This window comes from Flavobacterium ammoniigenes, from assembly GCF_020886055.1.
Lineage (GTDB): Bacteria > Bacteroidota > Bacteroidia > Flavobacteriales > Flavobacteriaceae > Flavobacterium > Flavobacterium ammoniigenes.
Genome location: NZ_AP025184.1, coordinates 1,261,374 through 1,275,075, shown reverse-complemented (window position 1 = coordinate 1,275,075; position 13,702 = coordinate 1,261,374). Strand labels below are relative to the sequence as shown.

13 protein-coding genes are annotated in these 13,702 nt (G+C 34.7%); 10 read left to right on the top strand and 3 right to left on the bottom strand.

The window, feature by feature from the left end; translation table 11 throughout:
- The first annotated feature begins 13 nt into the window (after positions 1 to 13).
- From LPC21_RS05810 to LPC21_RS05790, 5 genes are read left to right on the top strand one after another with little or no spacing between them, the layout of a single operon-like run.
- Positions 14 to 187 carry an ORF6N domain-containing protein gene (locus LPC21_RS05810; protein WP_229316230.1) on the top strand — a complete coding sequence of 58 codons (174 nt, stop codon included), beginning with the start codon at positions 14 to 16 and terminating at the stop codon, positions 185 to 187.
- A gap of 27 nt (positions 188 to 214) precedes the next feature.
- Positions 215 to 544, top strand: coding sequence for an ORF6N domain-containing protein (locus tag LPC21_RS05805; RefSeq protein WP_229316229.1), 330 nt, complete (start codon positions 215 to 217; stop codon positions 542 to 544).
- The gene (locus LPC21_RS05800) at positions 520 to 2,250 is read left to right on the top strand and encodes a phospho-sugar mutase (RefSeq protein WP_229316228.1); all 1,731 of its coding nucleotides are present in this window, start codon (positions 520 to 522) and stop codon (positions 2,248 to 2,250) included. Before LPC21_RS05805 ends, LPC21_RS05800 begins: the two co-directional genes overlap by 25 nt.
- Entirely contained in the window at positions 2,251 to 4,080 is a 1,830-nt protein-coding gene (locus LPC21_RS05795) for an ABC transporter ATP-binding protein (protein WP_229316227.1), read from the top strand.
- Positions 4,080 to 4,781 (top strand): hypothetical protein, encoded by a 702-nt coding sequence (locus tag LPC21_RS05790; protein ID WP_229316226.1) that lies wholly within the window; start codon positions 4,080 to 4,082, stop codon positions 4,779 to 4,781. Before LPC21_RS05795 ends, LPC21_RS05790 begins: the two co-directional genes overlap by 1 nt.
- Before the next feature lies 1 nt (position 4,782).
- Here the strand turns inward: LPC21_RS05790 and LPC21_RS05785 are convergent, their stop codons facing one another.
- On the bottom strand, positions 4,783 to 7,242 hold the full coding sequence (locus tag LPC21_RS05785) for a TonB-dependent receptor (protein ID WP_229318562.1): 2,460 nt from the start codon (positions 7,240 to 7,242) through the stop codon (positions 4,783 to 4,785).
- Positions 7,243 to 7,257: 15 nt separating this feature from the next.
- Positions 7,258 to 8,952 (bottom strand): M23 family metallopeptidase, encoded by a 1,695-nt coding sequence (locus tag LPC21_RS05780; RefSeq protein ID WP_229316225.1) that lies wholly within the window; start codon positions 8,950 to 8,952, stop codon positions 7,258 to 7,260.
- A gap of 181 nt (positions 8,953 to 9,133) precedes the next feature.
- On the opposite strand from LPC21_RS05780, the gene LPC21_RS05775 reads away from it, so the two are divergent.
- The 3 genes from LPC21_RS05775 to rny all read left to right on the top strand — a co-directional run bounded on the left by LPC21_RS05775 (position 9,134) and on the right by rny (position 11,498).
- Positions 9,134 to 9,424 (top strand): hypothetical protein, encoded by a 291-nt coding sequence (locus LPC21_RS05775; RefSeq protein ID WP_229316224.1) that lies wholly within the window; start codon positions 9,134 to 9,136, stop codon positions 9,422 to 9,424.
- A gap of 5 nt (positions 9,425 to 9,429) precedes the next feature.
- Complete coding sequence (locus tag LPC21_RS05770; RefSeq protein WP_229316223.1) at positions 9,430 to 9,720, top strand: cell division protein ZapA; 291 nt, start codon at positions 9,430 to 9,432, stop codon at positions 9,718 to 9,720.
- Positions 9,721 to 9,932: 212 nt separating this feature from the next.
- Entirely contained in the window at positions 9,933 to 11,498 is a 1,566-nt protein-coding gene (gene rny / locus LPC21_RS05765) for a ribonuclease Y (RefSeq protein ID WP_229316222.1), read from the top strand.
- A 60-nt stretch (positions 11,499 to 11,558) separates the two neighbouring features.
- On the opposite strand, the gene xerD is transcribed toward rny, so the two are convergent.
- Entirely contained in the window at positions 11,559 to 12,458 is a 900-nt protein-coding gene (gene xerD, locus LPC21_RS05760; protein ID WP_229318560.1) for a site-specific tyrosine recombinase XerD, read from the bottom strand.
- Positions 12,459 to 12,639: 181 nt separating this feature from the next.
- Between xerD and LPC21_RS05755 the strand changes: the two genes are divergently transcribed.
- Both LPC21_RS05755 and aroQ read left to right on the top strand, forming a co-directional pair.
- Positions 12,640 to 13,209, top strand: a complete 570-nt coding sequence (locus tag LPC21_RS05755; protein WP_229316221.1) for a porin family protein — start codon at positions 12,640 to 12,642, stop codon at positions 13,207 to 13,209.
- Between the two features lie 72 nt (positions 13,210 to 13,281).
- Positions 13,282 to 13,695: a type II 3-dehydroquinate dehydratase gene (gene aroQ, locus LPC21_RS05750; protein ID WP_229316220.1), complete on the top strand. Its 414-nt coding sequence runs from the start codon at positions 13,282 to 13,284 to the stop codon at positions 13,693 to 13,695.
- Positions 13,696 to 13,702: the final 7 nt, after the last annotated feature.

Here is a 13,702-nt window from a genome sequence, read left to right as displayed (position 1 = left end):
TAATTTGAATTGAATGCCCAAATCCCAAATCATTACCCAAAAAATTATCGAAATCAGAGTTTATAAAGTATTACTCGATTTTGATTTAGCTGAATTATATGCTACGGAAACAAGAATAGTAAAACAAGCCGTCAGAAGAAACCTAAACCGATTTCCTCTAGACTTCATGTTTGAATTGACTGAATAAGAAGTAAATGATTTGGTATCACAATCTGTGATACCATCAAAAAGGAAATTAGGCGCTGCAACTCCCTTCGCTTTTACAGAACAAGGAGTCGCCATGCTTTCCAGTGTTTTGAATAACGAAAAAACTATTGAAATTAACATTGCCATCATACGCAGTTTTGTTTCGCTTCGAAAATTTGCGCTAACATATGAAGTACTTACAAAAAGAGTTACGGAAATTGAACAGCAATTTCCAGACATTTATAAAGCATTGAATCATTTGATGGATTCGAATCAAATACAACAAATACAACAAGAACGAATAAAAGATTGGTTATACCAAATAATTACAAAATGGAAATCAAACAAACTATTTTAGACAAAGTAAACGAATGGCTTTCGCCGACTTTTGACATAGCTACTAAAAATACCATTAAAGAAATGATGACTTCAGCTCCCAAAGAGTTAGAAGAAAGTTTTTATAAAAATTTGGAATTCGGCACTGGTGGAATGCGTGGAGTCATGGGTGTAGGAACTAATCGTATAAACAAATATACTTTAGGAAAAAACACCCAAGGTTTGTCTAACTATTTGAAAAAAGTGTTTTCTGGCGAAAATTTACGTGTTGCGATTGCTTATGACTGCCGACACAATAGTGATACTTTAGCAAAAGTGGTTGCCGATGTTTTTTCTGCCAATGGAATTCAGGTTTTCTTATTTTCTGAATTGCGCACTACACCCGAGTTGTCATTCGCTGTAAAACATCTGAATTGTCATGCGGGAATTGTATTAACTGCTTCTCACAATCCTCCTGAATATAACGGATACAAAGTGTATTGGCAAGATGGTGGACAATTAGTCCCACCTCAAGATGGTGAAATTATTCAGTTAATCGAGGCGTTAAATTATGACGAAATTAAATTCGAAGCCAATGATAATTTGATTCAATATATTGACAAAGAAGTAGATGCTGCTTTTCATCAATCAACCATTGACAATGCTAGTTTTACAACGACTCCAGCTGCAGCAAAAGAAAACTTAAAAATAGTATATACTTCGCTGCACGGGACTTCAATAAAATCGATTCCAACGGTTTTGGCACAAGCAGGTTACACCCAAGTTCATAGCGTGAAAGAACAAGCAGAACCTAATGGCGATTTCCCAACCGTTAAATCTCCAAATCCAGAAGAGCCTGAAGCATTGGCATTGGCGATGAAATTGGCTGATGAAGTTAATGCCGACATCGTAATTGGTACCGATCCTGACTCCGATCGATTAGGAGTTGCTGTTAGAGATACTGAAGGCAAAATGACCTTATTGAATGGGAATCAAACCATGATCATTATGACCGCTTTCTTATTGGAACAATGGAAACGTGCCGATAAAATTACAGGAACTGAATTTGTAGGATCAACAATTGTTTCTACTCCAATGATGTTGGAATTGGCATCGGCTTACAGAATTGAATGCAAGGTAGGTTTGACCGGATTTAAATGGATTGCCAAAATGATTAAGGATTTCCCAAACCAAAAATTCATTGGCGGTGGAGAAGAAAGTTTTGGATTTATGGTAGGCGATGCAGTGCGCGATAAAGATGCCGTAGGCGCTTCGCTTTTGGTTTGCGAAATTGCCGCTTTGGCAAAAGCATCTGGAAGTTCGCTATACCAAGAATTATTGAATTTATATGTTGATTTTGGTTGCTACAAAGAACATTTGATTTCGTTAACCAAAAAAGGAATTGATGGTCTTGCCGAAATCAATCAAATGATGATTGACTTACGTGAAAATCCAGTGGAAGAAATTAATGGACAACGTGTCGTGTGCATTGATGATTATCAAAATTCGACTTCGTTAAACCGAATAACCAACGAAATCGAACCAATTAACATCCCAAAATCAAATGTATTAATCTACTATTTGGAAGACGGATCTAAAATTTGTGCGCGTCCTAGCGGAACAGAACCCAAAATAAAATTCTATTTCAGCGTCAATACTACTTTGAACAAAGTCGAAAATTTCAAGGCCATAGAAGCCGAATTAGATCAAAAAATTAAAAATATAATCGCAGCAATGCAATTGAACTAGATGGATCAAAACATAAAAAAACTAATCCCCTTTACCAAACCCTATCAATCGCATATTGTATGGAATATAGTATTTAATATTTTGTATGCTTTGTTTAGCACACTCTCTATGATTACGATGTTTCCATTACTTGAAGTGTTGTTTAAAAAAAGTACAGCGGTAATTAAAGAACCAACGTACACTGGCATACAAGACATAGGACAATTTGGGAAAGATTGGTTGTTTTTCACCATATCTGATTTGAACCAAAAACAAGGACCTCAATTTGCTTTATTATTGGCAGTCGTTTTGGTTATCGTTACTTTTTTGTTTAAAAATTTATTCAATTATCTGGCATCCTATCACATTACGCATTTAAAAAATGGGGTGTTGCGTGATTTGAGACAAAAGATGTATTATAAAATTATCGATTTGCCTATCTCCTATTATTCGGAAAAAAGAAAAGGCGATATCATGGCGCGTATGCTCGGCGATGTGAACGAGGTACAAAACTCTTTCTTTACTATTTTAGAATTGATTGTAAAAGAGCCGTTAACGATTGTGTTTACGATAATTGCTATGCTTAATATTAGTGTAAATCTTACGCTGTTTGTTTTTATTTTTATTCCTGTTTCTGGATTTATAATTTCAAAAATCGGAAAAAGTTTGAAATCCAAATCGACTCGTGCTCAACAAGAAAGCGGATATTTCATCTCATTAGTAGAAGAAAGTTTAAGTGGACTCAAAGTGGTGAAAAGCTATAATGCCGAGAGTCAATTCAAAAAACGTTTTGACAATTCGATCGATCGTTTACTTCAACTAACTAATAGCATCGGAAACAAAAACAACTTGGCTTCTCCTTTAAGTGAGTTTATGGGAATTGTAACCATTGCTACTTTATTATGGTATGGCGGTAACTTAGTTTTGGTTGACAAAACCTTAGAAGGCTCCTTGTTCTTAGTCTATATGTTGCTATCGTATAACATTTTGACTCCAGCAAAAAACATTTCCAAAGCATCGTATGCTGTCAAAAATGGTCTGGCTGCTGCCGAACGAGTTTTTGAAGTATTAGAAATTGAGAATGCCATTACAAATCATCATGAAGCAATTATAAAAGACACCTTTGATTCAAAAATTGAAATAACCAACATCAATTTCAAATACGAAGATGAAAATGTCTTGAAAGATTTTTCACTAGATGTAATGAAAGGTCAAACGGTAGCACTAGTTGGCCAATCTGGAAGTGGAAAAAGTACCATCGCCAATTTATTAACTCGTTTTTATGATGTCAATGAAGGTAGTATTCAAATTGACGGAATAGCGATTAAACAATTAGAACTTCATTCCCTTCGAAATATGATTGGGTTGGTTACCCAAGATAGTATATTGTTTAACGATAGTATCAGAGCCAATATTGCCTTAGGTAAAGAAGACGCTACCGATAACGAAATCATTGAAGCATTGAAAATTGCCAATGCCTACGAATTTGTAAAAGAGTTACCCAAAGGTATTCATACTAATATTGGCGATAGCGGAAATAAATTATCGGGGGGTCAAAAACAACGTCTCTCTATCGCACGTGCCGTTTTGAAAAATCCACCCATTATGATTTTAGACGAAGCTACTTCAGCTTTGGATACCGAAAGTGAAAAATTAGTACAAGTCGCTTTGGAAAATATGATGCAAAACAGAACTTCTATTGTGATTGCTCACCGTCTTTCTACTATCCAAAAAGCCCATAAAATTGTGGTAATGCAAAAAGGACGAATTGTAGAACAAGGAACACATGAAGAATTAATTGCTTTGAATGGGACTTACAATAAACTAGTAAGTATGCAATCGCTCGAGTAATGTATTTAACGAGTCCAAATATCAAACTTCCAGAAGATCCCGACACTATTGTTTGGAAGTACTTGGATTTGTCTAAATTTTTGGATTTACTGCTCTCGAAAAAATTATTCATGTCCCGATCTGATAAATTTGAAGATCAATACGAAGGTACCTTTAGCGAACCTACTTTTGAGGAAATAAAGAAGCTCGCTATTAACAATCCCGAGTTTTTAAATTACTACAAAACCCATCGCGAAAAAGTAGCGATTAGTAGTTGGCATATCAATGAATACGAATCCTTTGCCATGTGGCAAATCTTTACCCAAAACAGCGAAGGATTAGCGATACAATCTACTATTGGACGTTTGCAAAAAGCTTTAGAACCCGAAAAAAACTTGAAACAATACATTGGCCAAGTCAATTATATTGATTACAAAAAAGAATACATTCCGTTTGACGATTTGTTCTTCCCCTTTTTATTCAAACGAAAAAGTTTTCAATACGAACGCGAAGTGCGTATTATTTCGGATACTTCGGACACAGCAATTACCATCAATGATGGAATCAAAATTAATGTAGACATCAGCCAATTGATTGATAAAATTTACATTCATCCGAAATCAGAAAACTGGTATAAAAACTTGGTGATCGAATTAGTATCTAAATTGGGTTTTGATATAGCTATTGAAAAATCAGATTTAGAAAGTGATATCCTAATTTAAACTATAATTTAGCCGTCAATTTAATATTGAAGACGCGCGTAGTCATGTAATTGGGAATAGCATACTGATTTTTGGAATACACATCTCTAACCCAAGTATTGGTAATGGCATTTTGATTATTAAATAGATTAAATATCTCGACACCAACGGCCAGCTCTTTGAAGTTTCCTAACCACTTTTTTGGAATTGAATTTTCCTTATTATCGATAACAATTTTAGAAAAACCAACATCCGCACGACGGTAGTCACGCAATCTATTTTGGTACACATACGGATCCGAATAGGAAGGAGAACCTCCTGGCAAACCCGTATTATAAACTAAATTCAAATAGACTTTCATGCTCGGAATATTGGGCATATAATCTTGAAACAACAATCCGAATTTTAATAATTGATCGGTTGGACGAGCAATATATCCTTTATTTTGGCTGTTTTCTTCTGTTTTTAAATACCCAAAACTAAACCAGGATTCGGTTCCTGGAACAAATTCTCCATTCAGTCGAAGGTCTATACCTTGAGCATAGGCTTTCGCCAAATTGTTCGCTGCATACCGAATTCGAACATTATCAATAGTATATGTATTGACGTTCGACATGGATTTGAAATAGAGTTCTGAAACTAATTTAAACGGACGATTCCACACTTTAAAATTATAATCATTGGCCACAACCAAATGAACCGATTGCTGTGCTTTTACGTTCGGTTGAACCATTCCACTAGCATCCCGCAATTCTCTATAAAAGGGAGGTTGATAATACATTCCTCCTGAAAAACGAAACAGCATATCTTTATCCCAATTGGGTTGGATAGAAATTTGCGCCCTTGGACTCAAAACCAGCTGCGATTTTCCAATTTCATCAGCAGCTGAAACTTCCCAGTGATGAAAACGCAATCCCGCATTATACCATATGGTACTAGTTCCAATACTACTTTTTGAATTCCACTGAGCAAAACCTGACAATCTATTGATCGTGGTAAAATTAGTAGCTCGCACATTTTGATACGGAACCAATGGTCCAGTATATAACGAATACGGTTCGTTTTTTAGAGGCAGGACAATAGGTGGCGGAATAGAAAATCCAGCCGAATCAATTACTTCCCATTCCACTACCCGATCCCGAATGGATTCACGAGTATATTTGACACCCCAATCCAATTGATTTTTTTTCCAATCGTGGAAACCCTTTATTTCAATATTGGCTATTAAAGCATCAAGATTATTTCTAGCATGATTCAACTGTGAACCGATTCCTCGGGTATACGCAACTTTGCCATAGGTTTCAGAGGCGACATTTGCATCAACTTCTCCAAGACGATATTGTGCCAAAATATCAAAATACTCTTGCTCAGTAGTATGATACAAGGAACCAATAAATTTTAAAACGCTTATATCATTAGGTTTAAAAGTAGATTTTATCGCTCCGAAATAAGTCGCATATTGATCTTTTTCTTGCCCTTCATAATAGACAACAAGTGCCAAGGGTTGATCCAATGTTCCAAAATTAGTTTGGCGTGTTAACGGCTGATAACGGTAGTCATTTTTCGAAATATTCCCTAAAAAACTCCAATGCCATTGGGCAGAAGCTTGGTAATTAATATTAGTTTGGACGTCCGCAAAAGTGGGAGTATAATTCGTTTGGGTTTCTTGACTTTTAACCAAAAGACTATTATTTCGGTAACGAAAACCAGTTACGGCAGACCATTTTTTATTCTTGGAAACTGCATCAAAAGCCATACTCCCTCCTAAAAAACTAGCTTCAAAATTGGCTCCGAATGATGATGGTTTTCGATAGGTTATATCCAAAACCGAGGACAATTTATCTCCGTATTTGGCTTGAAACCCTCCAGCTGAAAAATCAATGTTTTGCACCAAATCGGTATTGGTAAAACTAAGTCCTTCTTGCTGACCCGACCGAATTAAGAATGGACGATAGACTTCAATTTCGTTAACATAAACTAAATTCTCATCATAATTGCCCCCACGAACCGCATATTGTGTACTTAATTCATTATTAGAATTCACACCGGCTAAGGTTTTTAAAATATTTTCTACTCCTGCATTGGCTCCAGGAATTTTTCGTAAAACTTCCGGTGTAATGGATGTTATACCTTGAATACGTTTGGTATTTTTAGCCGTCACGATTACTTCACTCATTTGTTCTTGAAGGGTATTCAAAACAGGATTGAACTCTATACTTTCATTGGGTTTTAAAAACACAACTATTGAAGCTGATTTAAACGAAATGTGAGAAAAAACAACAGTCAGTTTTTTATTGGACGGAATTGACACTTCATAAAAACCATTCGAATTGGATTGAGTTTCAACAACACCATTTGATATCGAAACATTGGGTATCGCTTGCTTATATTCATCCAAAACAATCCCTCTTAACTTGGCATTTTGAGACCAAGTTGATATTCCTATTCCTAAAAATAGTAAATTTAAAATTGCTTTTTGGATAGTTTTCAAACGGTGCTATTTAGTATTTAGATTTCTAAAAAAGTGCGTTTCAAAGGTAGTAGAATTTCCCATTGCATCGGTTACAATGACTTTTAACTCATTAGCGCCATTAAGTAGAAAATCATCGGCAAAATAATGGGTTATTGTTTTGGTCTTGTTGTCATATTCAAACAATACCCATCTATCATTCAAGAACCCATTGTATGTTTTTATTCCAGAACCCGAATCAGAAATTTGTATTTGAATAGCATCCTGGTTCACCCATTTCCCTTCCATTGGTTTAGCAATAGTAACTTTAGGAGCAAGCGTATCCGTTACTAATTTGTACTTGCCCAATATCTTTACTTTAGCACTAAAAATACTGTCTTTTCTATAGGTTGTGTTGTAATTGATTTGATCTCTGTCTATTCTTGCAATGAATGTTTTTTCCAATAGTTCTTTAGACAAAGTAGAATCAGTCAATGAAATGGTAAAATTTGAATGCGCTGGAACGCTATCATCATGTAAAAATAATATCCCGTTTTTTACATCAAAATTCAGTTCAAAATCATCATAAAATGTTCCCGCGGGAAAGAATACTGACGCATTTTCTTTTTCAAAAACAGCATCTACAGTACTTTTTATAAAATAGCTAGAAACCGTTGGCTCTTGAGGAATTATTGCGGTAGTGGTATCAAATTGTATCGGTACCGTAATTTGAGTTTTATTACCAAAAAAATCAGCTACTTCTATTCGATAAACGTTATCCAAATTTGGCGTTGGAATTACTTGTCCTTTTGTTGCATCAGAAGTAATAAAAGTCAAGCCGTATTTGTTTTTCATGAATAATTTCTGAACTCTTTGACCCGTTTTCTTGTATTTGGAATAATCAATGAGCGCATTTACGTAACGCATATCGTCAAATGAATGGGTATCAAACTGATAACCAAACTTAAGTTGTCCATTTAAAAAAGAATTCACGCTATACACGCCATTCTTGTTGAACGAAACATCATCGTAATCATCCGCAGTTATTCCGAAACCAATAGGACCATTGGCCAAAACCTTATCTGACAAATAAGTACCGTCTTTTTGTAAACTGTAATTTAGAACTATAGGTCGGTTTGATTTGTTAACTGTTGAAGAAAATAAAGGATACACATACAATCCTGAAATTGTAGGTTTCTTGGTGTCTCTACAACCAGAATCAAAACCGAATAACATCGGGTTGATGATAAACTCTGTTTTGGAATCACGAATTTCAAAGTGTAAATGAGGACCTTCAGAAGCCCCAGTATTACCTGAAATTGCAATCCAGTCTCCTTTTTTAATTGGAATCTCTCCAGGCTTTAAATACATTTCGATTTCAAAAGCCTGCTCTTTATAATGCGTTGCCGTGATAAAATCTTGAATTCGACCTACCGCTTTTTGCAAATGCGCATATACCGAGGTGTACCCATTAGGATGTGTGATGTAAATCGTTTTTCCGTTCCCAAAAGTTGAAATTTTTATTCTTGAAACATAGCCTTCTGCAGATGCATATACTTTCAAACCTTCTCTTTGCTGTGTTTTATAATCAAAGCCTGCATGAAAATGATTCGGTCGCAATTCCCCAAAATTACCGGACAATTGCATTGGAATATCCAAGGGCGGGCTAAAATAGTCTTTTGGAAAATTATTTTGAGCAAAAAGAGTACTACAACAGAGTAAATAAAAAAGAAAGATTCTCATACATTTCATTTTGGCTAAGATAAAAAAACAAATGCACAAATAAAATCAGAAATAGAGTCAAAAACCTTAACCCTTTGTTTTGTAATAATTTACTAATTTTTGAATAAAAAAGCCAATAAAATATTGTATTAATAAAAAGGAATACTAACTTTGTAAGATTAAGTAATGAATTGGAATACTAATGAGTGTAATTGCGGAAATAATTGATACTCTTGAAAATAAGATTGAAAAGCTCTTTACTAGAATGGCTAGTTTAGAGAAAATCAATCAAGATTTAAAGACCGAATTAACCAATACTACAACGATCATACAAAACCAATCTCGTGAGATTGACACTTTGAAAAAAGAGTATGAAGCCCTCAAAATAGCCAACTCATTGCTTGGCAGTGAAGAAAACAAAAGAGATACTAAGCTTAAAATAAATTCATTAATTCGCGAAATTGATTACTGCATAGCACAGCTATCAGATTAAATAATATGGACGAAAAGCTTAAAATAAAAATATCAATTGCAGATCGAGTTTATCCATTAACGGTAGACCCATCACAAGAAGAAGGACTGCGAAGTGCTTCTAAAAAAATTGATACCATGATTAAGCAATTTGAAGAAAATTATGCTGTTCGTGACAAACAAGATGTATTGGCCATGTGTGCCTTACAATTTGCTTCTCAAGTAGAACAAAAACAAATCGATAACGCCATTGATGGAGTAGAAACCATCGAAAGATTGAATAAAATCAATTCGATTTTAGACCAATATCTCAAATAAATAATACGTTCTTACATAGACTAAGATACTGCCTACATTAGTTCAATTTGGTAAACTCAACACTAACAATTTAGAATGAGCGAATCGTCACTACTATAGCATGCCCTACTTTGGTAAGGAAGCTTGAACAGTGAGTTAGCTCAAAACTTGTCTTTTCGAGTTTATACAAGCACCTAATGTAGGCTTTTTTTATACATCAATTTTTAATTAACATGGACAACATAGTAACAATCATCATTACCGGAATAGTCGGAATAGTAGCTGGTTTTGCAATTGCAAAAATCATTGAAAAAAGTAACATTTCGAACTTAATAAAATCAGCTAAAAAAGAAGCAGCATCAATTATCAAAGACGCTAATTTTGAAGCAGAAAACATTAAAAAAGATAAAATTCTTCAAGCCAAAGAACGATTTATAGAATTAAAATCAGAACACGAACAAGTAATTTTAGCTCGTGACAAAAAAGTAGCCGAAGTAGAAAAAAGAGTTCGTGACAAAGAATCTCAAATTTCTAATGAATTGGCTAAAGCCAAAAAAGTAAACGACGATTACGAAGCAAAAACATTAGAATACAACTCTAAATTAGAAATTTTAGAGAAAAAGCAATCTGAAGTAGAAAGAATGCACAAAAGCCAATTGCAACAATTAGAAGTGATTTCTGGATTGTCTGCAGAAGAAGCAAAAGAGCAATTAATTGAGGGCTTGAAAGCGGAAGCAAAAACTCAAGCCATGTCTCAAATTCAAGATACAATTGAAGAGGCAAAATTAACCGCACAACAAGAAGCTAAGAAAATTATCATCAATACCATCCAACGTGTAGGAACAGAAGAAGCAGTAGAAAATTGCGTTTCTGTTTTTAATATTGAATCGGATGATGTAAAAGGACGTATTATTGGACGTGAAGGACGTAACATCCGCGCTTTAGAAGCAGCAACTGGAGTCGAAATTATTGTTGACGATACACCAGAAGCAATTATACTTTCTTGTTTCGATCCTGTGCGTAGAGAAATTGCTCGTTTGTCATTGCATAAATTAGTAACTGACGGTCGTATTCACCCAGCACGTATTGAAGAAGTGGTAGCTAAAACAGCGAAACAAATTGACGACGAAATTATCGAAGTGGGTAAACGTACTGTAATTGATTTAGGTATCCACGGATTACACCCAGAATTGATTAAAGTAGTTGGTAGAATGAAATACCGCTCGTCTTACGGACAAAATTTATTACAACACTCACGTGAAGTATCTAAGCTTTGTGGTATCATGGCAGCTGAATTAGGATTGAATGTGAAATTAGCTAAGAGAGCCGGTTTATTACATGATATTGGTAAAGTGCCAGATACAGAAAGTGATTTACCGCACGCTTTATTAGGTATGCAATGGGCTGAGAAATACGGCGAGAAAGAAGAAGTTTGCAACGCCATTGGAGCCCACCACGACGAGATAGAAATGAAATCTTTACTTTCGCCAATTATCCAAGTATGTGATGCTATTTCTGGAGCAAGACCAGGTGCAAGAAGACAAGTATTGGATTCTTACATTCAACGTTTGAAAGACTTAGAAGAAGTGGCATATGGATTTAATGGGGTGAAAAGTGCCTATGCAATTCAAGCGGGTAGAGAACTACGTGTGATTGTTGAGAGTGAAAAGGTTTCAGATGATAATGCATCTAACTTATCGTTTGAAATTTCACAAAAAATCCAAACTGAAATGACTTATCCAGGTCAAGTAAAAGTAACTGTAATTAGAGAAACTAGAGCGGTCAACATCGCAAAATAATTAACTCTATTTCACATATTAAAAGTCCAAATTTCAAATATGAAATTTGGACTTTTTAATTTAATCCTTTCTAGGATGATAGGTATTCATCACTTCGGTTAAAAACTTTCTATCCAAATGAACGTATATTTCGGTAGTAGTAATTGATTCGTGACCTAACATCAATTGAATCGAACGCAAATCAGCGCCATTTTCCAATAAATGAGTAGCAAACGAATGGCGTAGCGTATGCGGGCTAATCGTTTTGTTTAAATTGACTTTGACAGCCAAATCTTTAATGATGGTAAAAATCATCGCGCGGCTAAGCTGACCTCCTCGCCTATTCAGGAAAAGGGTATCTTCAAAACCTTTTTTGACTGATACATGATTTCGCACATTCTCTTTATACAACTGAATGTATTTTTGAGTCAAATCGCCTATGGGCACAAATCGCTGTTTGTTTCCTTTACCTGTAATTTTTACAAATCCTTCCTCAAAGAACAAATCGGATATTTTTAAACTTACCAATTCGGAAACGCGAAGTCCACAACCATATAAAGTTTCTAACATAGCTCGGTTTCGCTCACCTTCGTTGGAAGACAAATCAACTGCATTAATTAATGCATCTATTTCTTCTAGGGACAATGTGTCAGGAAGTTTTCTTCCTGTCTTGGGAGTTTCAATAAGTTCTAACGGATTATTATTGCGATAATCTTCAAAAACCAAATAATTGAAAAAACTTTTTAAACCCGAAATAATTCGGGCTTGAGAGCGGGCATTCACTTGCTTTGAAACACTATAAATAAATTGCTGAACTGTTTCTTCGGTAATGTTAATCGGGGAAACTTGAATTTGATTTTGCTCCAAAAAAAGACACAATCGCTCTACATCAAAAGAATAATTTTCAATGGTATTATTTGACAAACCTCTCTCGATTTTCAAATAGGATTGGTAATTTTTTATATAGGAAGTCCAATTCACTTCACAAAGTAACGCAATTTTTAAAAAACTAGCTCTATCTAATGTACCGGATAACAATACGAAAAGAATCTATTTGTCGTTTAAGTAAAATACTTACATTTGTGAGGAAATTTTTAAGTGTATAACCTTATGTATTGTGTTATATTTTGAATTAAAATCACAAGAAATAAATTTTAAAACCATGAAAAAAATAGTATTAACAAGTCTTTTATTAGTAGCATTTTCAATTACTTCTCAAGCACAATTTTTCAAACTAGGTTTAAAAGCTGGTGTGAATTATGCCAACCAAAATGGTACAGCTATTACTGTCAATAGTACTAATTATAAAACAGAAGCTATTTCTAATTATCATATTGGTCTTTTAGCTGAAGTAAAACTAGGAGAACGTTTCTCATTGCAACCAGAGGTATTATATTCAACTCAAGGAGCTAAATACGATGCAGTAGGGGTTGCTAACGATTTTACTAATGATATTGGCTACATCAGTATTCCAGTTATGGCTAAAATAAATTTAAACAACACCTTTAGTTTAGACTTTGGACCGCAAGCTTCTTTTTTGATGAGCAAAAAGAAAGACGTTTCCATTAATGATCAGAAAAATCTAGATTTTGGTGCTGGTGGAGGTTTAACGATCCATATTACAAAAGGATTGTTCTTACAAGGACGCTATGTAGTAGGTCTTACCGATATCTCTCCAGAAGCTAAGGTCAAAAACTCAGTACTTCAAGTCTCGGCTGGTTTGATGTTTTAATAACAAAGCAATTTATTACAGAACCGTTCTTTTATTGGAACGGTTTTTTTATTTTTACAAAAATATAATCTTATGAAAATTTGTATCGTTAATGGTCCCAATCTAAATCTTCTTGGAAAACGCGAACCTGAAGTATATGGAAGTCAATCCTTCGAAGAGTATTTAGTTCAATTAAAAGCAAAATTTTCTTCTATCGAATTCGACTATTTTCAGAGCAATATTGAAGGTGAGTTGATTGGAAAAATTCAAGAAGTAGGTTTTTCGTATGATGGAATCATTTTAAATGCTGGTGCCTACACACACACTTCTATTGGCATTGGAGATGCCGTTAAAGCCATCACCACTCCAGTAATTGAAGTACACATTTCAAATACCTTTGGAAGAGAAAGTTTTCGCCATCAATCCTATATTTCAGGAAATGCCAAAGGAGTAATTTTAGGATTTGGATTGAACAGTTACGACCTAGCAATTCAATCGTTTTTATAAATCAATA